This is a genomic window from Streptomyces sp. cmx-18-6, from assembly GCF_046548915.1.
Lineage (GTDB): Bacteria > Actinomycetota > Actinomycetes > Streptomycetales > Streptomycetaceae > Streptomyces.
This window is the reverse complement of record NZ_JAEBEP010000005.1, coordinates 243,404-267,814: the sequence shown is the minus strand read 5'-3', so window position 1 is coordinate 267,814 and position 24,411 is coordinate 243,404. Positions and strand designations below refer to the sequence as shown.

The 24,411-nt window shown below is 73.5% G+C and carries 24 protein-coding genes; 16 read left to right on the top strand and 8 right to left on the bottom strand.

Going from position 1 to position 24,411, the window contains the following annotated elements:
- Positions 1 to 97 precede the first annotated feature (97 nt).
- Positions 98 to 2,545 (top strand): GTPase-associated protein 1-related protein, encoded by a 2,448-nt coding sequence (locus tag ACLJPL_RS14310; protein ID WP_411081189.1) that lies wholly within the window; start codon positions 98 to 100, stop codon positions 2,543 to 2,545.
- Between the two features lie 84 nt (positions 2,546 to 2,629).
- On the opposite strand, the gene ACLJPL_RS14305 is transcribed toward ACLJPL_RS14310, so the two are convergent.
- Complete coding sequence (locus tag ACLJPL_RS14305; RefSeq protein WP_411081188.1) at positions 2,630 to 3,238, bottom strand: DsbA family protein; 609 nt, start codon at positions 3,236 to 3,238, stop codon at positions 2,630 to 2,632.
- Positions 3,239 to 3,559: 321 nt separating this feature from the next.
- Positions 3,560 to 4,126: a hypothetical protein gene (locus ACLJPL_RS14300; RefSeq protein WP_411081187.1), complete on the bottom strand. Its 567-nt coding sequence runs from the start codon at positions 4,124 to 4,126 to the stop codon at positions 3,560 to 3,562.
- 59 nt (positions 4,127 to 4,185) lie between these two features.
- On the opposite strand from ACLJPL_RS14300, the gene ACLJPL_RS14295 reads away from it, so the two are divergent.
- The 3 genes from ACLJPL_RS14295 (at position 4,186) to ACLJPL_RS14285 (ending at position 6,828) form a co-directional block, all read left to right on the top strand.
- On the top strand, positions 4,186 to 4,668 hold the full coding sequence (locus tag ACLJPL_RS14295) for a MarR family transcriptional regulator (RefSeq protein ID WP_411081186.1): 483 nt from the start codon (positions 4,186 to 4,188) through the stop codon (positions 4,666 to 4,668).
- 236 nt (positions 4,669 to 4,904) lie between these two features.
- On the top strand, positions 4,905 to 5,375 hold the full coding sequence (locus tag ACLJPL_RS14290; protein ID WP_411081185.1) for a hypothetical protein: 471 nt from the start codon (positions 4,905 to 4,907) through the stop codon (positions 5,373 to 5,375).
- A gap of 268 nt (positions 5,376 to 5,643) precedes the next feature.
- Positions 5,644 to 6,828, top strand: a complete 1,185-nt coding sequence (locus ACLJPL_RS14285) for an alpha/beta hydrolase family protein (protein ID WP_411081184.1) — start codon at positions 5,644 to 5,646, stop codon at positions 6,826 to 6,828.
- Between the two features lie 81 nt (positions 6,829 to 6,909).
- Here the strand turns inward: ACLJPL_RS14285 and msrB are convergent, their stop codons facing one another.
- From msrB to ACLJPL_RS14265, 4 genes are all read right to left on the bottom strand, one after another.
- The gene (msrB, locus tag ACLJPL_RS14280; RefSeq protein ID WP_411081183.1) at positions 6,910 to 7,317 is read right to left on the bottom strand and encodes a peptide-methionine (R)-S-oxide reductase MsrB; all 408 of its coding nucleotides are present in this window, start codon (positions 7,315 to 7,317) and stop codon (positions 6,910 to 6,912) included.
- A 50-nt stretch (positions 7,318 to 7,367) separates the two neighbouring features.
- A complete protein-coding gene (gene murC / locus ACLJPL_RS14275; RefSeq protein ID WP_411081182.1) occupies positions 7,368 to 8,768 on the bottom strand; it encodes a UDP-N-acetylmuramate--L-alanine ligase in 1,401 nt (466 codons plus the stop codon).
- 70 nt (positions 8,769 to 8,838) lie between these two features.
- Positions 8,839 to 9,291, bottom strand: coding sequence for an indole-3-glycerol phosphate synthase (locus ACLJPL_RS14270; RefSeq protein ID WP_411081181.1), 453 nt, complete (start codon positions 9,289 to 9,291; stop codon positions 8,839 to 8,841).
- A gap of 164 nt (positions 9,292 to 9,455) precedes the next feature.
- A complete protein-coding gene (locus ACLJPL_RS14265) occupies positions 9,456 to 10,265 on the bottom strand; it encodes a pyrimidine reductase family protein (protein ID WP_411081180.1) in 810 nt (269 codons plus the stop codon).
- Between the two features lie 37 nt (positions 10,266 to 10,302).
- On the opposite strand from ACLJPL_RS14265, the gene zapE reads away from it, so the two are divergent.
- The 7 genes from zapE (at position 10,303) to ACLJPL_RS14230 (ending at position 17,175) form a co-directional block, all read left to right on the top strand.
- Positions 10,303 to 11,397, top strand: coding sequence for a cell division protein ZapE (gene zapE / locus ACLJPL_RS14260; RefSeq protein WP_411081179.1), 1,095 nt, complete (start codon positions 10,303 to 10,305; stop codon positions 11,395 to 11,397).
- 121 nt (positions 11,398 to 11,518) lie between these two features.
- Positions 11,519 to 11,944 carry an OsmC family protein gene (locus ACLJPL_RS14255; protein ID WP_411081178.1) on the top strand — a complete coding sequence of 142 codons (426 nt, stop codon included), beginning with the start codon at positions 11,519 to 11,521 and terminating at the stop codon, positions 11,942 to 11,944.
- A 394-nt stretch (positions 11,945 to 12,338) separates the two neighbouring features.
- Entirely contained in the window at positions 12,339 to 13,745 is a 1,407-nt protein-coding gene (locus ACLJPL_RS14250; RefSeq protein ID WP_411081177.1) for an alkaline phosphatase PhoX, read from the top strand.
- Positions 13,746 to 13,870: 125 nt separating this feature from the next.
- The gene (locus ACLJPL_RS14245; protein WP_411081176.1) at positions 13,871 to 14,404 is read left to right on the top strand and encodes a DUF2243 domain-containing protein; all 534 of its coding nucleotides are present in this window, start codon (positions 13,871 to 13,873) and stop codon (positions 14,402 to 14,404) included.
- The gene (locus tag ACLJPL_RS14240) at positions 14,404 to 15,276 is read left to right on the top strand and encodes a cytochrome c oxidase assembly protein (protein WP_411081175.1); all 873 of its coding nucleotides are present in this window, start codon (positions 14,404 to 14,406) and stop codon (positions 15,274 to 15,276) included. Before ACLJPL_RS14245 ends, ACLJPL_RS14240 begins: the two co-directional genes overlap by 1 nt.
- 46 nt (positions 15,277 to 15,322) lie before the next feature.
- Complete coding sequence (locus tag ACLJPL_RS14235; RefSeq protein WP_411081174.1) at positions 15,323 to 16,255, top strand: polysaccharide deacetylase family protein; 933 nt, start codon at positions 15,323 to 15,325, stop codon at positions 16,253 to 16,255.
- 89 nt (positions 16,256 to 16,344) lie between these two features.
- Positions 16,345 to 17,175 (top strand): barstar family protein, encoded by an 831-nt coding sequence (locus ACLJPL_RS14230; protein WP_411081173.1) that lies wholly within the window; start codon positions 16,345 to 16,347, stop codon positions 17,173 to 17,175.
- A 93-nt stretch (positions 17,176 to 17,268) separates the two neighbouring features.
- Here the strand turns inward: ACLJPL_RS14230 and ACLJPL_RS14225 are convergent, their stop codons facing one another.
- A complete protein-coding gene (locus tag ACLJPL_RS14225) occupies positions 17,269 to 17,469 on the bottom strand; it encodes a hypothetical protein (RefSeq protein WP_411081172.1) in 201 nt (66 codons plus the stop codon).
- A gap of 57 nt (positions 17,470 to 17,526) precedes the next feature.
- On the bottom strand, positions 17,527 to 18,201 hold the full coding sequence (locus ACLJPL_RS14220; protein ID WP_411081171.1) for an AIM24 family protein: 675 nt from the start codon (positions 18,199 to 18,201) through the stop codon (positions 17,527 to 17,529).
- A 71-nt stretch (positions 18,202 to 18,272) separates the two neighbouring features.
- Here ACLJPL_RS14220 and ACLJPL_RS14215 point away from each other — a divergent pair, with 71 nt between their 5' ends.
- The 5 genes from ACLJPL_RS14215 (at position 18,273) to ACLJPL_RS14195 (ending at position 24,275) form a co-directional block, all read left to right on the top strand.
- Positions 18,273 to 18,986 carry a peptidyl-tRNA hydrolase gene (locus ACLJPL_RS14215; protein WP_411081170.1) on the top strand — a complete coding sequence of 238 codons (714 nt, stop codon included), beginning with the start codon at positions 18,273 to 18,275 and terminating at the stop codon, positions 18,984 to 18,986.
- A gap of 340 nt (positions 18,987 to 19,326) precedes the next feature.
- On the top strand, positions 19,327 to 20,073 hold the full coding sequence (locus ACLJPL_RS14210) for a DUF4142 domain-containing protein (protein WP_411081417.1): 747 nt from the start codon (positions 19,327 to 19,329) through the stop codon (positions 20,071 to 20,073).
- 132 nt (positions 20,074 to 20,205) lie between these two features.
- Complete coding sequence (locus ACLJPL_RS14205; RefSeq protein WP_411081169.1) at positions 20,206 to 21,498, top strand: DUF692 domain-containing protein; 1,293 nt, start codon at positions 20,206 to 20,208, stop codon at positions 21,496 to 21,498.
- Between the two features lie 5 nt (positions 21,499 to 21,503).
- Positions 21,504 to 22,529, top strand: a complete 1,026-nt coding sequence (locus ACLJPL_RS14200; RefSeq protein WP_411081168.1) for a TIGR04222 domain-containing membrane protein — start codon at positions 21,504 to 21,506, stop codon at positions 22,527 to 22,529.
- A gap of 180 nt (positions 22,530 to 22,709) precedes the next feature.
- Positions 22,710 to 24,275, top strand: a complete 1,566-nt coding sequence (locus ACLJPL_RS14195) for an alpha/beta hydrolase (protein ID WP_411081167.1) — start codon at positions 22,710 to 22,712, stop codon at positions 24,273 to 24,275.
- The last annotated feature ends 136 nt before the right edge of the window (positions 24,276 to 24,411 follow it).

Here is a 24,411-nt window from a genome sequence, read left to right as displayed (position 1 = left end):
ATAACGTCGCCCCCGCGGCTGCGGACTTCTTCCCCCGACCCGGTCGCGTGGGTGGGTGGACGGGGACAGGTCGCGGCAGGACGAAGAGGGCCGACAGATGAGCCTTGCACAGGTGCACTACATCTCCGCCGCGCCGGGGGACGAAGGGACGACGGGCCGGTTCACGGCGGTCGGGCCCGGGGTGTCGGCGGCGCTCCTCGCGGAGATGGAGCCGCTGGTCGGGTACGTGTTCCCCGACGACGTCCCCCCGCACCGGCCGACCGACGCCGAACTGCGTTCGCTGCCGCAGGCGTTCACGTATGCCGCGCTGTCGGACGGCAGTCGGCTGGTGGGCCGTTCCGCGCCGGTGCGCGGAGAGGGAACGGCCTCCGTGCGGTTCCACGCGCACGCGGTGCACATACCCCCGGGGGCGCCGCTGCCGGGCGGCCGGCTGCCGGTGGAGGCGTGGCGGTCGCCGCACTGGGTCTCCGTGACGCCCGCGGGCGGTGCGACGCCCGACCCGCTCGGCGCCCTGCCGCCGGGCCCCGGCCCCATCCGTGAGGGGCTCGACGACTTCGCGGTGTCGCGCGGCCCGTGGCTCGCCGCCGTTCTGGCCGATCTCCGCCGGGCGAGCGAGGAGAAGGCCCCGGACGGCGGCCCGGTAGTGCTGGTGGAGCGTCAGAACGCCGATGTGGCCCGCTGGTTGGGGCTGGCCTCCGTCGCCCTGCCGAGGGAGTGCGCGGAGCGGCTGACGTTCACCACGTACACCCGGCAGCCGGGGAGTTCGGCCCTGCGGGTGGTGGGCGTGCTGCCCGAGGACGCGGCGGCGGCGCGGGAGGCGGGGCTGCGGGTCCATGTGTGCGCGGACCGGCCCCCGGTGGACGGGGTAGGGGATGTGTGGGCCCGGACAGCGGCCCGGGTGTGGCGGAGCCGGTCGCCGGAGCTGTTCCAGGAGGCGCGCGAACTGCCGGGGGACCCTTTCGCCGCCGGGCCGTTGGCCGTGACGGCGTTGTGCGCCGGGGTCGAGCTCGGGCCCGACGAGCGGGCGGCGGCTGCGGGTTGGGCCGCCGAACGGCCGTACGCGCTGGACGCGAAGCGTGTCGGCCAGTTGGTGGAGGGGCTGACCTCGCCCGGCATCGATGACCGTACGGGCCCCGAATTCGACGCGGCGGGGCGGCTGTTCGGGGTGCTCGACGGGCGGTGCCCGGCGTCGGTCACAGCCCCGCTCGCCGCGATGCTGGTCACCGAGGCGGTGCGGGGCGGGAACGGTTCGCTGGAACTGCCGCGCCGGGACGCGTTCGCCGGTCCGGAGGGCGAGGCGATCGCCGGGGTGCTGGGGCCGGAGATCCTGGCCGAGCTGGAGAGCGGGGCGGGCGGGGCCCGGCCCGTCGCGCGGACCGTTCAACTGCTGCGCGTGGCACGGCTGCTGGGCGTCAACCGTACGGAGTCGCTGCCGGGCGTCGTCGACCGGCTGGCCCCGGCGCTGCTGGCGCAGGCGCAGGCGGACGAGGCGGACGGGCCGCCCGCCTTCGCGCCCGCGCTCCTGGAGCTGCTGGACGAACAGTTCGACGTACGGACGGCGTTGCTCGGCGCGCTGGACCGGATCGCGCCCGACGAACCCGGCGCGGTGGCCCTGCTCCTGGCGCGGGTCGCGCTCCCGTTCACGGGCACGCAGGCCCTGCCGCACCTGCGGATGTGCGCCGAGGCCCCCGGTGCGCGGACGACCCTCGGCCGGGACCGGACGGCGCTCTGGCACCGGGTCCTGCGGGCGGCCGGCCTCTCCCCGTTCGCCGAGCCCCTGGTCCTGCGCACGGGGGTGGGCCTGGTCTGGGAGGACCGGGCCCCGACCGTGGAGGAGGCCCGGCTGCTCCTGGACACGGCGACCTCGGACGCGCACCGGGCGGCCGGTACGTGGGCCCGGCTGGTCGACGCGGCGCTCGGCGCTCCGGCGGACGCGGAGGAGGCCGCCGCGCTCGCCCATGACCTGCTGCGCGGCTTCCCGCAGGAGATCGGCGGCCGGGAGCGGGCCGCGCTCCAGCTCCTGGACCTCAGCCGCGACCTGCGCACGGGCGCGCCCGACCCCGGCTGGGCGGAGCGGATCCGTACGCTGCGCGACCGGGCCGAGCCGCTCGAACCGCCCGTCCAGGAGCGGGCGTTCGCCGCGCTGGTCGAACGTCTGCTGGCCCCCGACCGGCCGGGGGCGGAGCTGTACGCCTTCGTCCAGAGTGACGACGCCGAACTGGTCGCCGCCTACGACCGAGCGGCCCGCTCGGAGCCGGCCCGCACCCGGCTGCGTACCCAACCCGCCTACGCGGCCGACTGCTTCGCCGTCTGGACCGCCCACCCGCACGCGGGAGCCGCCTGGACCACCACGGCCGCCGCACTCCTGGACGAGGTGCTGCGCCCGGCCGTGCGCGGGATGACGGCGGAGGCCGTCGCGGAGGTCGAGGCGACGGTGGGCCGCACCGGCAGCAGCGGCCGCGCCGACGCCTTCCGGACCTGGAACCGCTCCAGCACGCTGGGCCGTCTGGGACGGCGGATCGCGGGACGGGTGCGACGCGGCTGAGCGGTCGGGCCGGGGGGCGTCCGAACCGGCGGGCGAACGCGGGCCTGCCGAGCACGGGTTCCCCGGCCGGGCCCGGCAGGTGCGTCAGTCCAGGGCCAGTTCGGCGAGGAACGCCTCGGGGGTCACCGCGTAGCCCATGGGGTTGATGACGGTGACGGGTCGGCCGTCGAAGAGCACGGTGGGCGTGCCGGTGACGCCGCTGGCCTCGAAGGCGGCCGAGACACGACGGGCCCAGGGGATGTAGAAGCCCTCGGTGACCTTGCGGTCGAAGTCGGGACCGCGCAGTCCTTCGACCTCTTCGGCCAGGCGCAGCAGGACGTCGGCGTCGGCGAAGGCGTCGTCGCCTTCGGCGGGCTGGGAGGCGAACAGGGAGCGGATGTAGCGCAGGGCGGTCGTGACGCCCACGTCGGACGCCGCTCCCACGGCGCTCAGCGCACGCAGCGACCCGGTGCCGCCGGCTCCGTCGTCGATGAGCGTGGCGAACTGGTACTCGAGGGTGACGCGGCCCTCCTCGGCCAGCTTCTCCATGACCGGGCCGAGACCTCGCTCCAGGCGTTTGCAGAAGGGGCAGCGCAGATCGGCGTACACCCGCAGGGTGTGGCCGGGCTGTGCCCCGGCGCCGTTGCCGTAGACGAGGGCGGTGCCGCCGGGGCCGGTGGTGTTGGCCGGTGCGGGGGTACTCGATGACGTCATGGTCGCCTTCCAGATGGCTGTGCGCAGACGCTTTCCCGGCGAAGGCGCGGATCCCTTCTCGGTGAACCGCCCACAGCCGGCGGGTTCGCGTGCTGCGCCCGGACAGGAATCGGCGCCGATCGTGTCAGGAAGACGCACGGGGCAGGGGTCCTGACGAGGTGATGCGCTCGCAAGCCACTCCCCCGGGTGACAGCGTGCCGCCCTCTGCCGAATCCCCGGCAGCGGCGCGGTTCACCGGTCCGGCGGGCTTACCGCGTCAGCGCGTTCGGATGCCTGATTCACATACGCGATGCGGATGCGCGATGCGGATGCGTGACTCGCCTACGCCCGCGCGGCGCACTCGGCGCGCAGCCGGGTCGCGTACCAGGCGAGGGCGAAGCAGATGCAGGCGTACATCGCGCCTGCCTGGGCCGCGAAATTCGGGTAGTCGATGATCCAGGCGCTCGCCGTGGGGTCGACGGCATGGGCCGGGTTGTCCGCGACGTGCGGCAGCAGCCAGGCGAAGACGCCTCCGGCGCACTGCGCCGCGATGTACAGCGCCACGAACTCGCCGAGCCGCCACAGGTAGGTACGGCGGTCCTCGCGGATCAGGGCACGGACCCGGGCGCGAGCCCCACCCGGCCGCCAGTGGGCACCGGCCGGCGCCACCCTCGCACTCACCTCGGGCGCGAGCACCACCGCGCCCGCGACCAGGGCGAACAGCAGGAGCAGACCCACCGTGAGAAGCGCCTCGGAACCGGCGCGGCTGCGCATCAGCTGGGGTATCAGCAGCAGCGCGAGCAGGGGCAGATACGCCACGAGACAGGCCGCGTACGTACGGGCCAGGGCGCGGGAGTCAGCGAGGGTGCCGACCCAATGGGCCCTGGTTGTGGCGGAGTTGGTTTCCATGGGGCCAACATAGCCGAACTATTTCACCAAAGTGAAGTAGTTTTCCTTAGGATGGCGTCATGACAGCACGGGAGAACGGCGACGACGACGGCCGGGCGATGGGGCAGGAGCTGAGCCTGCGCGTGATCCTCTTCCATGAGGCCGTCGCCGCTCATCTCGGGCTCAACGCCACCGAGCACAAGGTCCTCTCCCTGATCGCGCGGGAGCCGGGGATCAGCCCCGGGCAGCTGGTGGACCGCACGGGGCTGTCCAACCCCGCCATCACCAAGATCGTCCACCGGCTCGCCGAGCTCGGGCACGTGGACCGCCGCCGGGACGGTTCGGACGGCCGCAGATACGCCCTGCACGTGGCGGAGGGGCACCGGCGTGACCTGGCCCGGCTCTTCGCGCCGATGGCCGAGGCGATGAACGGCCTCGTGGACGGGATGGACGACGTGGAGCGCGCGGCGGTCACCCGCTGGCTCACCGGCACGATCGAGATCCTGCGCCGGTCGACGGCGGAACTGACCCGGGAGCGGGAGTCCGCCGCCGGGCGGGAGTGATCGGCGTACGGGGCCGGCTCAGTCGCCGGCCGCGACGGACGGCGGACGGCTGCGACGGACGGACGGCGGACGGCCGCGTCCGTGCACCGGGGCCGGGCCGGCCGGCCGCTCGGGGTCCGTCGTCCCCGTGGGAAGCCCGCCCGGTCCGTGCGCCGGTGCCGGGCGGGTAACGTAAAGAGGTACTGATTGACTCATGGGCCTCCTGGCGGGCTGCGTGAACCCCAGGAGGAGCCGATATGACGACCAACCGTGGACGCAAGGACGTCATCCGCGACCGGATGGCCGCCACCGGCGAGTCGTACAACGTCGCCGCCCGCAACCTCAAGGCCATGAAGGACATGGGCGCGACCCGCGAGGCCGTCCTCGTGCAGCGCTGGAAGCCCGCCGACAGCCTCGACGTGCCCTGTCCGTGCGGCGGGACCTGTGAGCCCGGCGAGACGTGCGACCACTGCCACGCCCGCCACCGCCACGTGAAGCGCTACCCGGGCTCCACCACCGAGGTCGAGACCTGGGCCGACCGCTACGAGTGCACCGGCTGCCCGTCCTCGTACACCCTGACCGTGCACCTCGCCGGGCGGCCCTGGGGCGTCGCGGAGACCGTCGTGCAGGGCGGGTCGGCCGAGGAGGTCGTACGGGCCCGGGTCTTCCCCGGGGTCATCCACCCGCTGCTGCGGTCCGAGGCCGCGGGGAGCGGCGACGGCGAGTGATCGCCGGGGGCGGGGACGACTGCGAGTGATCGCCCTGTACCGCCACGACGGCGAGTGATCGCCGGGGGCGGCGACCGGTAAGAAGACCGGTCCCGTGACCGCGCCCCGGACCACGTCCGTCCGGGGCGATCAGCCGCTCGATCGCCCGCTCGATCCCACCCGGGAGCCCACGCCGAAGAGACCTGCCGAACACCTCCCGCTATTGGTCCAGACCAAATAAGGTGTGGCTGGTTTCTCTCCCGATCGCCCCTCCTCCGAGGAGATCCCGGTGTTCACCCGACGTGCCGCGCTCACCGTCGCCCTCTCAGCCCTCGGCTCCGGCGCGCTTCCGGCCACCGCCTCGGCCCTCCCCCGCTCCCCGGCCACCACCACCCCGCCGGCCGCTCGCGCCGCACTGCCGCGCCCCACCGGCAGGCACGTCGTCGGCACCCGTTCCCTGCCCCTCACCGACGTCGGGCGCGGCGACCCGTTCGCCTCGCCTCCCGGCCCCCGCGAGCTCATGGTGCAGCTGTGGTACCCCACCGGCTCCCCCGCTCCGTCGCCCCACCGCCGAGGTCCCGCCGCCCCCTACACCGACCCGGGGACCGCCGCGGCACTGGAGGCCGACTGGGGCATGCGACCGGGGGTGCTGAAAGGCGTCGGCACTCACGCCCGGGCGGGAGGCCGCCCCGCCCCCTGGACCCGCTCGGCCGTGGTGCTGAGCCATGGACGCGGCGCCTCACGCGTCCTCACCAGCGGCCTGGCCGAGGAGCTCGCCTCCCACGGTCACCTCGTCGCGGCCGTCGACCACACCTACGACGCCGCGGCCGTCCGCTTCCCGGACGGCCGCCTGCTGCTCGGCGCCCTGCCCGCCGAAGTGGACGACTGGGAGGCCCAGGACCGGCTGGAGGTCGGCGTGCGCGCCGCGGACCTGCGCTGTGTCGCCGACGCCCTGTGCCGTCGCGCCCGCCCTTTCGCCGGAGTCGCCGTCCAGCGCGTGGGCCTGCTCGGCCACTCCCTGGGCGGGGCCGCCGCCGCCGAGGCGATGCGGCTCGACCGGCGCTTCGTCGCCGGACTCGACCTGGACGGCGGCCTGTTCGGCGCCTCCGTGCCCGAGACCGGGCTCGACCGGCCCTTCCTGCTGCTCACTTCGTCGCCGGACCACGAGACATGGGCGCGGTGGCGGGCCCACCACCGCCACTGGGGCCGTCACCTGCACCTGGCGGGCGGCGGCCACCTCTCGGCCACCGATGTGCCCGCCCTCGCGGAAGCCGCCGGGCTCCGGGAGCGGTGGCCCGAGCCGCTGTTCGACGAGTTCCTCGGGACGATCGCACCGCATCGCGCCGCAACCGTCACCCGCGCCTGTGCCACCGCGTTCTTCGACCGCTTCCTGCTGGGACTCCGCCGCCCGCTGCTCGACGCCCCCGCTCCCCGCTACCCCGAGCTCCGGTTCCGCTGGGCCCGGGGGGCGTGAACCGGCCGGATACGCGAAACCGGCCGCACCGCGGAGCCGACCGCACCGCGGAGTCGGCCGGCGCACGACGGCGCGCGGGGCTCAGCTCTGATCCGGCGCCAGGGTCAGCGAGATCGAGTTGATGCAGTACCGCTGGTCCGTGGGCGTCGGGTAGCCCTCGCCCTCGAAGACATGGCCCAGGTGCGAGCCGCAGCGGGCGCAGCGCACCTCGGTGCGGACCATGCCGTGGGCGCGGTCCTCGACCAGCTCGACCGCGTCGGTGTCCTTCGGGTCGTAGAAGGAAGGCCAGCCGCAGTGCGACTCGAACTTGGTGTCGGAGCGGAACAGCTCCGCCCCGCAGGCCCGGCAGGAGTAGACGCCCGCCGTCCTGGTGTCGGTGTACTCACCACGGAAGGCGGGTTCGGTGCCGGCCTGGCGCAGGACCTGGTACTCGGCGGGGGACAGCTCCGCCCGCCACTGCTCGTCCGGCTTCTCGACGTCGTACGGCACGGCTCGCTCCTCAGCTCGACAGATGGTCGCTCGCTCCGGTCGCCCCTCGGCTACCGGTCGCCCGACAGGTGGTCCAGGATGCGCGGGCCGAGGTCGGTGACGTCGCCCGCTCCCATGGTGAGAACGAGATCACCGGGCTTGGCCATTCCCGCGACGGCGGCGGGGACGTCCGCCTGGTCGTGGACGGCGGTGACCTCGGCGCCCGCCGCCTTCGCCGCGTCGATGATCAGCGCGCTGGTGATGCCGGGAATCGGGTCCTCGCGGGCCGGGTAGACGTCCAGGACCACGGAGGCGTCGGCCAGTGCGAGGGCCTGGCCCATCTCGGCGCCCAGCTCCTGCGTACGGGAGAACAGGTGCGGCTGGAAGACGACCAGGATGCGGGCGTCGGCGGCCGCGCCGCGCATGGCCTCCAGGTCGGCGGTCATCTCGGTGGGGTGGTGCGCGTACGAGTCGATGACCTGCACGCCCGCCGCCTCGCCCTTGAGCTGGAGGCGGCGCTTGACCCCGGTGTAGCTGCCGAGCGCCGAGGCGAGGTTGTGCGCGGGGATGCCCAGGGCGACGCCGGCGGCGAGGGCGGCGACCGCGTTGTGGGCGTAGTGGCTGCCGGGGACGGAGACGGTGAAGGTGAGGAACCTGCCGTTCAGCAGGACCGTGACCTCGCTGGTCAGGCCGCGCGGGGTGACCTTGTGGACGCGTACGTCGGCGTTCTCGGCGGAGCCGTACGTGACGACCTTCAGGTCCGAGAGGTCGCGGACCCGGCGGGTCAGCTCGACCGCGCCGGGCTGGTCGGCGGAGATCACCAGGGTGCCGCCGGGGACGACCTTGCCGACGAACGTCTCGAAGGAGTCGTAGATCTCGTCCATCGAGGCGTAGTTCGCGTGGTGGTCCAGCTCCACGTTGAGGACGATCGCGACCTCGGGGTCGTACTTCTGGAAGCTGCGGTCGCTCTCGTCCGCCTCCGCGACGAAGATGTCGCCCTCGCCGTGCGTGGCGTTGGTGCCGGGGCCCTCCAGGTCGCCGCCGATGGCGTACGAGGGAGCCAGGCTCAGCGAGGACAGGGCGACGGCCAGCATCGACGTCGTGGTGGTCTTGCCGTGCGTGCCGGCCACCGCGATGGCGCGCAGGCCGTTCATCAGCGAGGCCAGCGCGTCCGAGCGGTGCACCACCGGGACGGCCAGCTCGGCGGCGCGCAGCAGCTCGGGGTTGTCGGCGCGGATGGCGCTGGAGACGACCACGCAGGTCGCGTCGTCGGCCAGGTGCCGTGCCTCGTGCCCGATGTGCACCGTCGCCCCCAGCGCCCGCAGCGACTCGGCGGTGGCGGACTCCTTCGCGTCGCTGCCCGCCACCTTCGCGCCGCGCTGGGCGAGGATCTTCGCGATGCCCGACATTCCGGCGCCGCCGATGCCGATGAAGTGCGGTCGTTCCATGGCGGCGGGAATACCGGGTGCCATCTGTGGATCCTCCAGGTGCGGGTTTCGAGTCGGGCTGCGGCGGGGTGCCGACCCGGACCGCGGACCCAGCCTATTCGCTGTGCGCGAAGAGCTTGAGCACCGGGACGCCCACCTTGTGCCGGGCGCGGGAGGCCCAGTCGCGGTGGAAGAACTCCTCCACGTAGTGCGGGGCGGTCAGGACGATGACCTCGTCCGCGCCCGCCTCCTCGACGACGGTCGTGAGTTTGTCCAGGGGGTGGTCCTCGATCACCTGTCCGACCGCGTCCGAGCCGGCCTCGCGCAGGGCCCGCAGGGAGTATTCGAGGCCGATCTCGGCGGGTTCGCGGGCCTCCCTGCCCTCCGGCTCCTCGCCCTCGCGGGCGGCCTCCTTGAGCTCCCCCATCGCCACGTCGTCGATCGCGCGCAGCAGGACGTCGGCCTGGTCGCCGCGCGGCTGCAACAGAACGACGAACGAGATCCGCTCCTCGCCGTGGAGGGTGGTGACGAAGTCCACGTCCTCGGGAGTGAGCGGCTTCTCGATCATCAAAACGCTTGTGAACACGACAGGCGCCCTTCCGCTTCTGCATCTTGTCGACCGCCGGTTCGACCGTCGACAGGTTGTTTGCTGAAACCATCCTTCCCCGTGGTTCCACGGGGACTGCAGAGGTAAGTGTGCCCAGCCGGAGCTAACCGGAACGGCAAATTCCGCTAAGTGTCCCTCCGACGGTGCCGAGTGAAGAGGAACCCGGCCTCTTCCAGCAGGGACGCCAAGGCGAAACGTTCCGGCACGGTCACCCCGGGGCCTCCCGCGATCCGTTGCGCGTCCCCGGCCGTGAGCATCGGGGAGAGCGTCAGGCACAGCTCGTCGAGCACCCCCGCCGCCACGAACTGCCCCAGCAGCCGGGGCCCGCCCTCCGTGAGCTGCCGCGTCAGCCCCCGGCCCGCCAGCTCGCGCACCGCACGGGCCGGGTCCACCCGGCCGCCCTCGCCCGCGATCACCACCTCGGCCCCCGCCTTCCGGGCCGCCGCGATCCGGTCCGCGGGAGCCCCCGCGCCGGTCACCACGAGGGTCGGCACCAGGGGCTCGGTGAACAGCGGCAGGGAGAAGTCCAGGTCCAGCGAGCCGCTCACCACCGCGACGGCCGGCGCGGGCCCCTGTCCGGCCGCCGCCCGCCGCCCGGCGAAGACCTCCCGGGCGCGCGCCGGACGGTACCCCTCCAGACGTACGGTCTCGGCCCCGGCGATCACCACGTCGGCGAGGCCGCGCAGGGTGCCGAAGATCCGCATGTCGGCGGCGCAGGAGATGCCCTGCGAGCGGCCGTCGTGCTGGGCGGCCCCGTCGAGGGTGGAGACCATGTTGGCGCGCAGCCAGGGCGTCCCGGCGGGGCGGTCCGCGGGGTAGGCGTACGCGTCGGCCAGCTCGTCGAGGCTCCACTCGCGGTCGACGAGGGGACCTGCCCTGTCCTCGGCGTCCGGGATGGGTGTTGTCAGGTCCGTCACAGGGAGCAGGCTTCGCATGGGTTGCAGTCTGGCACGGGCCTTAGGGTGGAGAGTTGTGTCGTCCTCCACCGCGTTTCCGGGGCAGAGCCCCGCTGCCGAAACGGCCCCGCTGTCCCTGTGCGCCCGCGAGCCGCGCGTCCCCGCCGACCGTCTGGTCGCGGAGATGGTGCCGCCGCCACGCTTCGACTCGGTGCGTTTCGACACCTACGTACCCGACCCGAACCAGCCCAGCCAGAGCGAGGCCGTCACCATGCTCGCGGGCTTCGCCGCCGGGCTCGGCGGGTCCCACGCGACGGGCGCCGGACGCCGGAAGTGGTTCGGCGGCCGGAAGCCCGCCGCGCCCACCGGACCGCGCGGGGTCTACCTCGACGGCGGCTACGGCGTCGGCAAGACCCATCTGCTCGCCTCCCTCTGGCACGCCACGCCGGCCGAGCCGTCGCTGAAGGCGTTCGGCACGTTCGTGGAGCTGACGAACCTGGTGGGGGCGCTGGGCTTCCAGCAGACCGTGCAGACGCTGAGCGGGCACCGGCTGCTGTGCATCGACGAGTTCGAGCTCGACGACCCGGGCGACACCGTGCTGGTCTCCTCGCTGCTCAGCCGGCTGGTGGAGCACGGGGTGGCGCTGGCCGCGACCTCGAACACGCTGCCGGGCAAGCTCGGCGAGGGGCGGTTCGCCGCCGTCGACTTCCTGCGCGAGATCCAGGGCCTGTCCGCGCACTTCCGCCCGCTGCGGATCGACGGTGAGGACTACCGGCACCGCGGGCTGCCCGAGGCCCCGCCGCCGTACACCGACGAGCAGGTCACCCGCGCCGCGTACGCCACGCCGGGCGCGGCGCTGGACGACTTCCCGGGGCTGCTGGAACACCTGGCCCGGGTCCACCCGAGCCGGTACGGGGCGCTGACCGACGATCTGCGGGCGGTCTGCCTGACGGGAGTGACGGCGGTGCCCGACCAGTCGACGGCGCTGCGGCTGGTCGTGCTGGCCGACCGGCTGTACGACCGCGAGGTGCCGGTGCTGGCCTCCGGGCTGCCGTTCGACCGGCTGTTCAGCGACGACATGCTGAACGGCGGGTACCGGAAGAAATACTTCCGGGCGATCTCGCGGCTGACGGCACTGGCACGTGACGCGAAGGACCTGGTGGCGCAGTAGGTTCGGGGGGTGACACCGGGCGCCGTTCGCGGCGTGCCCGTAACGCCACGCACGTACAACTCCCGTACGACCGCGTACGACTCCCGTACCAACCGCGCACACCGTTCCGAAGGGATCCAGCATGGCTACGACGCGTCAGGCTCACACGAACTGGGAAGGCAACCTGCTCGAGGGCAAGGGGGTCGTCACCTTCGACTCCTCCGGCATCGGCGACTACCCCGTCTCCTGGCCGGCCCGCTCGGAGCAGGCGAACGGCAGGACCAGTCCCGAGGAGCTCATCGCGGCCGCCCACTCCAGCTGCTTCTCCATGGCGCTCTCCCACGGTCTCGCCGGAGCCGGCACCCCGTCGACCCGGCTGGAGACCAAGGCCGAGGTGACCTTCCAGCCCGGCACGGGCATCACCGGCATCCACCTCACCGTCGTGGGCGAGGTGCCCGGTCTCGACGAGGCGGGCTTCGTGAAGGCGGCCGAGGACGCCAAGGCGAACTGCCCGGTCAGCCAGGCGCTGACGGGCACGACGATCACGCTGTCGGCCTCGCTGGCCTGAGGCGTGTCGGCCTCGCTGGCCTGAGGCGTGTCGGTCTCGCTGGCCTGAGACGTGTCGGTCTCGCTGGCCTGAGACGTGTCGGCCTCTCCGGCTGGGGCGTCGGGCACTGAGGGCCCGTACGTCGGGCAGGCCCCGCAGGTCGGGCGAGCTCCGCAGTTCGGGCAGGCCCTCAGTGCGGGGCCTTTCCTGAGGGCCTGTCCGCAGGGCCTTTCCGCAGGTTCCGTCCACAGGACCTGCCCACAGGTTCTGCCCACAGGTTCTGTCCACAGGGCCTTTCCACAGGGCCTTTCCGGCCGCGACACGGGGCGCGGGGGCGCGCATGGTTCCCCCGCGCCTCCGTGCGTGCTACACACATGCGGGTCACTTCACCTGTCCGCCAACAGGGAGTCGCCTCATGTCCTCCGCACCCGCACCCCGGAACACGGCACCCGCCCCCACCCCCCGGCACACCGCAACGCGACGGCAGATCCTGGCAGGCAGCGGCGCTGCGGCCGCGATCGCCTTCACCGGGGCCTTCTCCGAACTCTTCGCCGGCACCGCCGCCGCCCGGGGGCACAGCGGTTACGGCCCGCTCGTCCCCGACCCGGACGGACTCCTCGACCTGCCGAAAGGTTTCCGCTATCGGGTGCTGTCCCGGGAGGGCGACCCGCTGCGCTCCGGCGAGGGCAAGGTGCCGAGCAACCACGACGGCATGGCCGCCCTCGCGGGCCGCAACGGCCGCGTCCACCTCGTCCGCAACCACGAGAACCGGCACACGGCGAGGATCGGCGTCCCGACCGTCGAGGGGCTGACCTACGACCCGGCGGCCAAGGGCGGCTGTACGTCCCTGGAGCTGGACGGCCGGAACAAGGTCCTCGGCGAACGGGTCGCCATCGCCGGTACGGCGGTCAACTGCGCGGGCGGGCCCACCCCCTGGCGCACCTGGCTGACCTGCGAGGAGACCGAGGACAAGGCCGGGACCAACGGGTACGCCAAGGACCACGGGTTCATCTTCGAGGTGGACGGCGCCGACCCGCGCCGCACCGGGGCGATCCCCCTGACCGCGATGGGCCGCTTCCAGCACGAGGCGATCGCGGTCGACCCGAAGAACGGGATCGTGTACGAGACGGAGGACGCGTTCGACAAGCCGTTCGGGCTCTTCTACCGCTTCCTCCCCGCCAAGCCGCTCGGCGGCACCGGCTCGCTGCGGGCGGGCGGGGCGCTGGAGGCGATGCGGGTGCCGGGGCTGCCGGACCTCTCCGTGGTCCAGGAGACCGGGGCGAGCTTCGACCGGGTCGAGTGGGCGCCCGTACCGGACCCGCTGGCCGCCGAAACCCCCATCAGGCTCCAGGACTTCGGCCCGAAGGGCATCACGCACGCCCAGAAGCTGGAGGGCTGCTACTGGGGCGGCTCGTCCGTCTACTTCGTCTCCAGCTTCGCGCGCCGGTCCGAGGGCTCGGCGGCCGACCACTACGGCCAGGTCTGGCGGTACGAGCCGGGGAAACGCCGGCTCACCCTGGTCGTGGTCTTCGGCCCGGACACCGACGTCCAGCTCCCCGGCGAGTCCCCGGACAACATCTGCCTGGCCGCCGACGGCGGGCTGATGGTCTGCGAGGACGGCGGCGGCGCGCAGCACGTGCTGGGGGTGACGCGGCGGGGCGAGGTGTACCCGATGGCGCGCGGGCGGCAGAACATCGGGACGCCCGAGGAGCCGGAGTGGGGCGAGTTCGCGGGGGTCACGTTCTCGCCGGACGGCTCGACGATGTACGTGAACTGCTACACGCCGGGGACGACGTTCGCGGTGACGGGGGCGTGGTGCTGAGCGACGCCCCGTGCTGACCGTCCCCGGGGGGAGGGATCGCGGGGGAATCACGGGGGAATCGGGGGGGAATCGGGGGGGTTCTGTCTGCGGCTCGCACTCGACCGACTCGATGGAGAGGACGACCGATGGCCACCAGCACAGCAGCGGCACGCACGAGCACCGCACCGAGGAGTCTTCAGCTGCCCGGGATCGTGCTGGGGGTGGGGCTCGGCGGCTTCCTCGACGGCATCCTGCTGCACCAGCTCCTCCAGTGGCACCACATGCTGACCAGCACGAACGACGACCGGATCGGGGTGAAGTACTACGCGCCGAACACGGTCTCCGGGCTGGAGATGAACACGGTGTGGGACGGCGTCTTCCACACGGTCTGCTGGGTGGCGGTGCTGGTGGGACTGGGCGTCCTCTACGCGCGTGTGACGCATGACCGGCGCCGGGTGTGGACCTCCCGCGTGCTGTGGGGCTGGATCCTGGTGGGCTGGGGCTTGTTCAACCTCGTCGAAGGCGTCCTGGACCACCACATCCTCGGGATCCACCACGTCTACGACGGGCCTCACCGGATCTGGTGGGACCTGGGCTTCCTGCTTCTGGGCCTCGTCCTGGTGATCGGCGGCCACTTGCTGCGACGCGGCGGCCGCGCCTTCGGCGGGCGGCCGGCCTGATGACCGGTCACACGCACCACCCGCACGGCGGGGGCGCGGGGGCCGGCGGCGTAGCGGAGGTGCTGCTGCCCGCCGCTGCGGTCGCCCTGATCGCGGGCGGTTACCTCCTTCTCGCCCGCCGGGCCCGTGCGCGCCGTCCGGCCCTGGGCTGGGGGCGGTGGCGGACGGTGAGCTTCCTGACCGGGTGCGCGGTCCTGGCCGTGGCGCTGCTGCCGCCCGTCGCGCCGTTCGCCCACGAGGACTTCCGGGGGCACATGGTCCAGCACCTGCTGATCGGCATGTACGCGCCCCTCGCCCTGGTGCTGGGCGCGCCCGTCACCCTCCTCCTGTGCACCCTGCCCGCCGAACGCGCCCGGCGTCTGACTTCCCTGCTGCACAGCCGCCCCCTGCGTGCGGTGGCCCACCCGGTGACGGCCCTGGTGCTGAGCACCGGCACGCTGGCGGTGCTGTACTTCACGCCCCTGTTCAACGCGACCATGGACCGGCCGTTCCTGCACTGGCTGATGCACGCCCACTTCCTGCTGTCGGGCTGCCTGTTCGCCTGGGTGATCGCCGGCCCCGACCCCGCCCCCTCACGACCCGGGGTGCCGGCCCGCCTGGTCGTCCTGGGCGTCGCGGTGGCCGCGCACGCCACGATCTCGCAACTGATGTACGGGGGCTTCCTCATCGACGTACGCGCCCCGATCCCCCAGGTGCGGGGCGGCGCGGAGATCATGTACTACGGCGGGGACGTCGCCGAACTCCTGCTGGCCGTGGCTCTCATCGCGACCTGGCGGCCGGCCCGTCACCGGCAGCGGACCGCCGCACGACCGGCTCCCGCCCGCTCGGCGACATCTCCCGCTGACGCTCGGAGCGCCGTGGAGATTTCCTGACCACCTTGTCCGATATTTTCGACGAATGATCACATCATCACGGAAAATGACTGCCGTGGCGGTTGCGGGGGTGCTGTTCGGCGGTGCCGCCGCGGCCGGATGCGCGCCCCCTGCCGCATCCCCCACCGCCACTTCCGTCTCCGTCTCGCCTTCCGCCGTACCCGCCGCACCGTCGTCCGCCGCACCCGCCGCACCCGCCGCGCCCGCCTCGTCGCCGGCCGCGCCGGCCGCGCCCGCCGCGCCTCCGGCGGCGAAGAAGCCGCCCACCATGGCCCCCGGTCCGGCGGGTCACACCCCCGTCTTCGAGCGCAGACCCTCAGGCGGCAACGCCGCCGGACGTTCGGCGGAGAAGGTCGTGGCGCTCACCTTCGACGCCGATATGACGGCTGATCAGGGACCGCGCGCGGCGGCGGGCGAGCGCTTCGACAACCCGGAGCTGATCGCGCTGCTGCGGCGGCTGAAGGTGCCCTCGACCGTGTTCATGACCGGACGCTGGGCGGAGGAGTACCCGAAGCAGGCGAAGGGCATCGGCGCCGACCCGCTGTTCGAGATCGCCAACCACTCCTACAGCCACTACGCCTTCACCGCCGACTGCTACGGCCTGCCGGTGGTCGCCGAGGACGTCATGGCACGGGATGTGGAGCGGGCCTTCGCCGCCTTCCGGCAGGCCGGCGTACGCAACGTGGTGCCGTACTTCCGTTTCCCCGGCGGCTGCTACGACGACGCGGCCCTGCGCGCGCTGGCTCCGGCGAAGGTGACGGCGGTGCAGTGGGACGTGGTCAGCGGCGACGCGTTCGCCACGGATGCGGGGGCGGTGGCCGATCAGGTGGTGGCCGGGGTGCGCCCGGGGTCGCTCGTGGTGATGCACTGCACGCGCAGCGCGGCCCCCGTCACCGGGGAGGCGATCAGCAGAATCGTTCCGGAACTGCGGAAGCGCGGCTACCGCTTCGTGAAGGTCTCGGAGCTGATGGAGGGCTGACGGTGGGGCCCAGCCCGACGGAAGAGCCTGGGAGCCGCACAGGGGCGGCCGCCCGTCAGGGCACCGGGGCGTCGGTAGGATCAGCGCACATGAGGAGCGCGACGCGCGCATCGCGGCCGGGTGGTGAGGGGCAGGGGTACGCCCTGACCTCGGATGAGGACGACGCCGACTTCTGGGGCTTCGCTCGCGGGGCCGAGGGGTTGTTCACGCCGCTGCCGGACGAAGACGGAGCACGCCGCGTGCGCCTCACGGGCTGTCTCCCGCAGAGTGGCCTCCTGAGGAGTGCCGGCCACGTCGGCGGTCGGCGCGCCCTGGCGGGAAACGCCTGGTTCGATCTCCTCGACGGTGGCGGCGTCGTCATGGGGTCCTACTTCGTCAACGAGGTCACCGTCATCGACGTCAAGCCCTCCGCTCGCGGGGCCGGTCTCGTCGACCTCACGGTGACGCTGTGGTGCGAGAACGCCATGGCCGGAGCGGAACGGATATGGGACCTGATCCGCGCGGGTCGTCTGAACCGCACCGGCATGTGGCACGAGCTCGCCCCCGAGGACAGGCGGGCTTGGCTGTCGGTGGCGCTGTGGTCCCGGAACCACCGACGCCAGGGGAAGGCCGACGCTCCCGCGGGCAAGGTGTTCACCTTGGACGGTCGGCACATCGTGGACCGGGACAGCTTTTACTGCGCGATCGGTGAAGCCGTCAACGGCCCCGGCGGATACTTCGGCTGGAACCTCGACGCTCTGAACGACTGCCTCAGAGGCGGCTGGGGGGCCACAGCGCCGTTCACCGTGCACTGGGATTCCTCGGCCGGGTCCAGGGCACGGCTGCCGGAGCGGGTGCCCTCCGGAGAACGCGAGGTCACGCTCTTCGACCTGATCCTGGAGATCTTCGAGGAACGGGGCGTGAGCATCGCCCTCCGGTGACGGCCTGATCGTTCCGGGGGGCGACGACATGCGCTCACCGAGTGGGGCGCCATGGCCGGCCTTCGGCCGACGACGGCAGTTTGACGACAGGCCCTAGCCCGAACAGGCCGAGCGCCCCGCCTCCTGCCAGGCGCAGACCGGGCAGAGCGTCGCGCCCCTGGTCGACTCGGGGTACTCGGTCGGCTCGCGGCAGAGCACGCACTCCGCGAACGGCGGACCCGCTTCCCCTCCCCCGCCCGCATGCGCGGGTGCGGGCGGGGGCGTAGGCGTTGCGCAGTACGAGGCGTCGTCCATGCCCGCGAGCCTACGCACCCGTGCCGGGCGGCCCGAGGGCCCGCCCGGCACGCGGCTTCAGTTGGACGTCTTCTCGGGCCTCGCCTCGCTGGGCCGCACGATGACGAACCCCTCGCCCTGGAGCATCAGCTGCACGGCCTCGCCCGAGCCGCCGCGCACCATCGAGCCGACGCTCTGCGAGCGGTGCAGGCTGGTCGTGAGCTGCTGGCTCCAGCCGACGACCGCGTCCGTGTCCACGTACACCGGCTGGGCGGCCGTCACGGGGATCACGATGGGGGTGCCCTCGCACATCAGGCCGAGCTTGCCGTAGCCGGTGAAGACGCTGTTGAAGAGGCCGCCGCCGGCCATTCCGGCGCCCTTCACCGTCTTGATCTCGTACGAGAGGGTGGCGTCGAAACAGAGGACGTTGCGGCCGTTGATGGTGATCTGGTCGCCCTGGTCCATCTCCAGGATGAAACAGTTGGCGGCCTCGTGCGCGAACCACGCCTCGCCCTGGCCGCTCACGGCCATGAGCGCGAGGCCCTCGCCGGTGACCGCGCGCTTGAGCAGGCCGCCGAGGCCCTGGCCCTTGCGCTCGAACTGGAGGTTGCCGCGGAAGGCGATCATCGAGCCTTGGCGGGCGTGCATCTCCCCGTTCACGGCGTACTTGATCGACTTGGAGTTCTGCAGGGTCATGCCGGGGGCGGTGGCCGGCTGGGCCATGTGCTCGCTGGAGAAAAGGTCGCTCTTCATGCGGTGCATCCTCGCCCGGACCGGGCCCTTCCGCCAAGGATCCGGCCTCCGCCGCCTGGCAGACTGGGACGGTGAGCAGCGACGACACCTCCCAGAGCCCCGTCCGCAGCGGTCCGGCCGACCGGGACGAAGCCCCGCAGTACGTACTCCCGCTCGTGGTGCACCTGGAGAAGACGGACCCGCCCGCCCGGACGGACGCCCTGCGCACGGCCGCCCGCGCGGTGCTGACGATCCTGGCCGACGAGCGGTCCACCGGCGAGGGCGAGTGGGCCGGGGTGATGCGGGACTGGCAGGACGCCCGGATCCGCAAGGTCGTGCGCCGGGCGCGCGGCGCGGAGTGGCGCAAGGCGGCCGCGCTGCCCGGGATCACGGTGACGGGCGAGCGCGCGGAGGTACGGGTGTTCCCGCCGGTCCCCCTGGACGGCTGGCCCAAGGAGCTGGCCAAGCTCCAGGTGTCGGGCACCGAGCTGGAGGACCCCGAGCCTCCTGCCGCCCCCGATGCGGCGGGCCCGGTGCTGTGGCTCAACCCGGAGGTGGAGATGTCGGCGGGCAAGACGATGGCGCAGGCCGGGCACGGGGCGCAGCTCGCCTGGTGGGAGCTCTCCGACACCGAGCGGAAGGCGTGGCGCGAGGCGGGGTTCCCGCTCTCCGTGGCCACGCCCGGCCCCGGTCGCTGGCGGGAGCTCACCGCGAGCGGGCTGCCGGTGGTGCGCGACGCGGGATTCACGGAGATCGCCCCGGGTTCGTGCACCGTGGTCGCGGACCACCCGGCGCTGCGCCGCTGAGCGGGTACGCCCCCGGACCGAGGGCCCCGCGCCGCGTCCGCTGAGCGGGTACGCCCCGCATCAGGCCCGACAGCGCACCACTGAGCGGGTACGCGCCCACCAAATCCGGCCCGGCGCCGCACCACTGAGCGGGTACGCGCCCACCGAATCCGGCCCGCCGCCGGACTCCGCACTCCGTGGAGCAGGGCGGGGCGCGGCGGCTGAGCGTTCCTGCGCCCGTTTACGTACCTCCCGATACTGCCGCATCGGCATTACCGCCAAGTAGCCTGCACAGCGAGCCGGTTGGCGGTTGATTGACGCCTGATCGACGCTGTCACGTTTCGGCCCGGGAGACACCTTGTTGCGACGCATCAACGGAACGGCCCTCATCATCGCGGCACTGGTCGCCACGCTCGGCGCGCTCGCCTTCCCCGTCTGGTCCTACGCGGACCGTTCGGGCACCGGCGAGGCCAATTTGAACGCCTCCAGCGTCGGCACCCAATGGGGCCCGCTCTCCGCGACGGACCGGGACTTCCTGGTCAAGGTGCGGCTCGCCGGGCTGTGGGAGCTGCCCGCCGGACAGCAGGCGATCGAACGCGCCCCCAGCGAGGCGACGAAGGCCGCCGGGGACCATCTGGTCGTCGGGCACACGGATCTGGACCGGCGGGCCCGGGACGTGGCCGCGAAGCTGGGGGTGGAGCTGCCCAACCAGCCGACCGAGCAGCAGCAGGGGTGGCTGCGGGAGCTGACGGCGGCGAGCGGGGACGAGTACGAGCGGAAGTTCGCCAACATCCTGCGGGCCGCCCACGGCAAGGTCTTCGGGCTGATCGGCCAGGTCCGGCACACCACCCGCAACACCCTGATCCGGCAGCTCGCGAGCGACGCGAACCAGACCGTGCTGGACCACATCACCATGCTGGAGGCCACCGGCTTCGTGGACTTCGACGCCCTGGCGCGCGAGGCGGCCGGCGGATCCACGGCCAGCCCCTCCGGCCCGTCCATGCCGCAGGGCGGCCAGGCCCCGCAGGTCCCGGTGCCGGTGACGCCGACCGGCGACCAGTCGTTCACCTCGCGCCCGGTGCCGCCGACGATGCCGCCGATGCCGTGACCCGGCCGCCGGAGCGGCTGCGCGTCCGGCGGGCCCCGGAACCTCAAATCATCCTCTGAACGTCCCCCTCTTCGGGTTCGCCGCCGCTCGCCGGGGCCATCACCCCTCAACAGAGCGGAGGAGGGGGACACCATGAAGCTGGGCATCGGGATCGGCTGGCGGCCGGAGATCGCGGCCGAGGTGGAGGCGCTCGGGGGGATCGACTGGGTCGAGGCGGTGGCGGAGAACCTCTGCACCGACCACCTCCCGGCCTCCCTGGTACGGCTCCGGGAGCGCGGCGTGAGAGTCGTGCCGCACGGCGTGTCGCTCGGCCTGGGCGGCGCGGACCGCCCGGACCCCGGGCGGCTCGCCGACCTCGCGGCGCGGGCCGAGCTGCTGGGGACGCCGCTGGTGACGGAGCACATCGCGTTCGTACGGGCCGGGGGGCCGCTGACCGCGTCGCCGAGGCTGGAGGCGGGCCACCTGCTGCCGGTGCCGCGCACCTGGGACGCGCTGGAGGTGCTCTGCGAGAACGTGGCGATCGCCCAGGACTCGCTGCCCGTCCCACTGGGCCTGGAGAACATCGCGGCGCTGATCTCCTGGCCCGACGAGGAGCTGACCGAGGGGCAGTTCCTGGCGGAGCTGGTCGAGCGGACCGGGGTGCGGCTGCTGATCGACGTGGCCAACCTGCACACCAACCACGTCAATCGCGGCGAGGACCCCGCGAAGGCGCTGGACGAACTGCCGGTGGAAGCCATCGCGTACGTCCATGTGGCGGGCGGCATCGAGCGCGACGGCGTCTGGCACGACACCCACGCCCACCCGGTGAGCGCCCCGGTCCTGGACGTGCTGGCCGAGCTGCGCTCCCGGGTGGACCCGCCGGGCGTGCTGCTGGAGCGCGACGACGCCTTCCCGCCCGGTGAGGAGCTGGCGGCCGAACTGGACACGATCCGGGCCACACTGCGGGCGGCGGCCCCGGCAGCCGACGTGTGCGAGGCCGAGCCGCGTACGAAGACGACCACCGCCCCCGTACCCCCCGGAGCCCGGGACCGTACCGCCGTCGCCCAGACCGCGCTGCTCTCCGCGCTCGTCGCGGGCACCCCGGCCCCCGAGCGCTTCGATCAGCGGCGGCTGCGCGTGCAGAGCCGGGCGCTGGCCGCCAAGCGGGCCGGCGTCGTCGCCAAGGTGGCTCCGGAGCTGCCGGAGATCCTCGGCGACGGCTACCGCGCCGCGTTCCTCGCGTACGCCAAGTCCCGCCCCATGAGCGGCGGTTACCGGCGTGACGCCCTGAGCTTCGCGGAGCAGGTCCTGATCTCGGGCGGCCCCGCCGATCCCGTGGCGCACCGCCGGCTGACGCACTGGTGGCAGGACCGCACCGCCGCCCGGCCGCCGCGCCGGACCACCCGCATCGTCCGGGCGGCGCGCGCCGCCCTCGTAGGGAAGTGACCGCCGTGAACACGCTCGCTCTGCTGCTGACCCTCGCGGTCGCCGTCTCCTCGGTGCTCCTCATCGGGAAGGCGATCGCCTTCCGGGCGCGCCGCCCTTCGCCCGGCTCCTCCCCCGCCGTCCACGACCTGTACGAGGCGGCGTTCCTGCACGGCGGGCCGGCGAGGGTCGTCGACACCGCGCTGACCGCCCTGTACGCGGACGGCCGGCTGCTCATCGGCGGCCCCGGCATCGTCTCCGTACGGCGGGCACAGGCGAACGACCCGGTGGAGCGGGCCGTGTTCGAGGTGCTGTCGAGCGCTCCGACCGGCGCCCTGCACTCGGTGCGGGACGCGGTGATGCGTCATCCGGCGGTGCAGGGGATCGGCGACGGGCTCGCGCAGCGCGGGCTGCTCATCCCGCCGGGCGAGAGCCGTTCCCTGCGGCGGTGGGGTCTGATCCAGGGCGTGAGCTGCTTCGTCGCCGTCCCGCTCTCCGTTCTTCTGACGGTTGGTCAGTTCATGGCGATGGAGCCCTTCTCGGACATGCCGGCGCCCTTCATCCTGAAGATGCTTCCCGCGATCCTGCTCGGCGCGGCCAGCGGGCTGATCGTGGCCGCGATCGCCAACAACCGGATCACCAGGGCGGGTCGCCGGGCCGCCCAGGGGTTCAGGGCCGCCCACACCTATGTGACGACCCCTGCCCACCTCGTCGCCACCGAGGGGCTGCGCGCCCTGCCGGACCCCGTGCTCCAGGCCCAACTGATGGCGGCGGCACGGCTGAACGCGCCGCCCGGGCGGTCGCGTTCCTCCTCCGCGAGGACCCGGTCGCACGGGTTCGCGGGAGGCACGGCAGGGGCGGCGGGCTTCGCGGCGACGACGGTGTGGTGCGCCGACTCGAGCCCCGGGCACACGAGTTGCGGCGGCTCGACCGGCGGTTCGGGATCCGGATGCGGCGGCGGGTCCGGGTGCGGCGGCTCGGGGTCGAGCTGCGGGGGCGGGTCCAGCTGCGGCGGGAGTTCGGGCGGCTCCAGCTGCGGCGGCGGCTCCTGAGCCCGGACTCCCGGGCCCCTCGCCCGCCCACACCGCCGTCTCACGGACACCGCCGCCCCACGCGCCCCCGTCCGCCGAGCGCCCAACCGGGTCATCCCCCGCAACACGCCCGCCCGGTCCTGTACTTCGCCCGCCCCGCCCCCCACCATCCCCTCTCCGCATCCGCAGAGAGGCCCCGCCGTGAGAGCAGTACCGCTGTACGCCACGATCGGCTCCCTGGTCCTGTCCGCCCTGACCGCCGCCCCCGCGACCGCCGGGGACGGCCCCGAAACGGCCGTGGCCGGGACGCGCGGTACGGCGGTGGCGGCGGCGCGGGCCGCGGCGGCCGGGATCTCCTTCGGCGCGTGCCCGGAGGAGGAGATGCTGCCGGACTCGCTGAAGTGCGGCACGGTCACGGTCCCCCTCGACTACGCGCGACCGGACGGCCGGACCATCGAGCTCACCGTCAGCCGCACCCGCGCCACCGGCGACGCGGCCGCCCGGCAGGGCTCCTTCGTCTACAACCCGGGCGGCCCGGGGGCCTCCAGCATCACCTTCCCGCTAATGGGCGAGATGTCCGAGTGGCGGGAGGTGGCGGCGGCGTACGACATGGTCGGCTACGCCCCGCGCGGGGTCGGCGACTCCGCCCCGCTCTCCTGCCAGGACCCGGCCGCGTTCGCGCGGAGCCCCACCGACGCCCCCGTCCACCCCACGGCCGCGTACAAGGAACAGCGCGTCGCGCAGGCGCGGGCGTACGCGCGGGGCTGCGAGCGGAACGCGGGCAAGGCGCTGCGCCACTACACCTCGCTCAACAACGCCCGTGACCTGGAGGTGCTGCGGGCCGCGCTCGGCGACGAGCGGCTGACCTTCATGGGCGCCTCGTACGGGACGTACATCGGCTCCCTGTACGCGGCCCTCTTCCCCTCCCGCGTACGGCGGATGGTCTTCGACTCGGCGGTCGACCCTGACCCGGAGCAGATCTGGTACCGCTCCAACCTCGACCAGTCGCTGGCCTTCGAGTCCCGGTGGGAGGACTTCCGGCGCTGGGTGGCCAAGCACGACGACGTCTACCGGCTCGGCGCCACGCCCGAGGCGGTGCAGCGGCACTACGACGACGTCCGCGCCGCGCTCGCCACGCGTCCGGCGGGCGGAAAGGTGGGCCCGGGGCAGTTCCACGCGGCGTTCGTGGAGGCCGCGTACTACGACGACTACTGGGCGATGCGGGCCACCGCCCTCTCCGAGTACGTCCGGGGCAACCCGGAGCCGGTGATCGCCCAGATGTCGCCGCGCCCGGTGACGGCGAAGGGCGACGAGAACGCGCGGGCCGTCTACACCGCGATCGAGTGCAACGACGCGCCTTGGCCGCAGGAGTGGGAGGTGTGGGACCGCGACCACACGGACCTCGCCCGCATCGCCCCGTTCCAGACCTGGCACAACGCCTTCACCAACCTGCCGTGCGCCTTCTGGCCCGCGCCCCGGCAGCGGCCGGTGGACGTCTCCACCGCGTGGGGCGAACTGCCCCCGGTGCTCGTCCTGGCGGCGGAGCGCGACGCGGCGACCCCGTACAAGGGGGCACTGGCACTCCAGCGGCGGCTGCGCGGCGCGGTGCTCGTGACCGAGCGGGACGCCGGGACGCACGGCGTCGGCGGCGCGGGGAACGCCTGCGTGGACGGCCATCTGCGGCGCTATCTGCTGACGGGGGCGACGCCTGCGGGGGACGCGGAGTGCGCCCCGCGCGCGGAGCCGAATCCCGTCTCGCTGGACTAGGAACGCGGACCCGGACACGAACAGGGCCCTGTCGGCGCGCATCGCGTGCGCTCCGACAGGGCCCGAAGCCGAACCCGGTGTCGCTGGAACGGCGGGCGGCGCGGTCGGCGCCTGGCGCCCGTCTTCTGATCTTCCG

Bases quoted from the DNA above. Each gene is read 5' to 3' on its own strand.
- ACLJPL_RS14310 (WP_411081189.1), top strand. From the start codon at position 98: ATGAGCCTTGCACAGGTGCACTACATCTCCGCCGCGCCGGGGGACGAA.
- ACLJPL_RS14305 (WP_411081188.1), bottom strand. From the start codon at position 3,238: ATGACGTCATCGAGTACCCCCGCACCGGCCAACACCACCGGCCCCGGC.
- ACLJPL_RS14300 (WP_411081187.1), bottom strand. From the start codon at position 4,126: ATGGAAACCAACTCCGCCACAACCAGGGCCCATTGGGTCGGCACCCTC.
- ACLJPL_RS14295 (WP_411081186.1), top strand. From the start codon at position 4,186: ATGACAGCACGGGAGAACGGCGACGACGACGGCCGGGCGATGGGGCAG.
- ACLJPL_RS14290 (WP_411081185.1), top strand. From the start codon at position 4,905: ATGACGACCAACCGTGGACGCAAGGACGTCATCCGCGACCGGATGGCC.
- murC (WP_411081182.1), bottom strand. From the start codon at position 8,768: ATGGCACCCGGTATTCCCGCCGCCATGGAACGACCGCACTTCATCGGC.
- ACLJPL_RS14270 (WP_411081181.1), bottom strand. From the start codon at position 9,291: ATGATCGAGAAGCCGCTCACTCCCGAGGACGTGGACTTCGTCACCACC.
- ACLJPL_RS14265 (WP_411081180.1), bottom strand. From the start codon at position 10,265: ATGCGAAGCCTGCTCCCTGTGACGGACCTGACAACACCCATCCCGGAC.
- ACLJPL_RS14255 (WP_411081178.1), top strand. From the start codon at position 11,519: ATGGCTACGACGCGTCAGGCTCACACGAACTGGGAAGGCAACCTGCTC.
- ACLJPL_RS14250 (WP_411081177.1), top strand. From the start codon at position 12,339: ATGTCCTCCGCACCCGCACCCCGGAACACGGCACCCGCCCCCACCCCC.
- ACLJPL_RS14245 (WP_411081176.1), top strand. From the start codon at position 13,871: ATGGCCACCAGCACAGCAGCGGCACGCACGAGCACCGCACCGAGGAGT.
- ACLJPL_RS14240 (WP_411081175.1), top strand. From the start codon at position 14,404: ATGACCGGTCACACGCACCACCCGCACGGCGGGGGCGCGGGGGCCGGC.
- ACLJPL_RS14235 (WP_411081174.1), top strand. From the start codon at position 15,323: ATGACTGCCGTGGCGGTTGCGGGGGTGCTGTTCGGCGGTGCCGCCGCG.
- ACLJPL_RS14230 (WP_411081173.1), top strand. From the start codon at position 16,345: ATGAGGAGCGCGACGCGCGCATCGCGGCCGGGTGGTGAGGGGCAGGGG.
- ACLJPL_RS14225 (WP_411081172.1), bottom strand. From the start codon at position 17,469: ATGGACGACGCCTCGTACTGCGCAACGCCTACGCCCCCGCCCGCACCC.
- ACLJPL_RS14220 (WP_411081171.1), bottom strand. From the start codon at position 18,201: ATGAAGAGCGACCTTTTCTCCAGCGAGCACATGGCCCAGCCGGCCACC.
- ACLJPL_RS14205 (WP_411081169.1), top strand. From the start codon at position 20,206: ATGAAGCTGGGCATCGGGATCGGCTGGCGGCCGGAGATCGCGGCCGAG.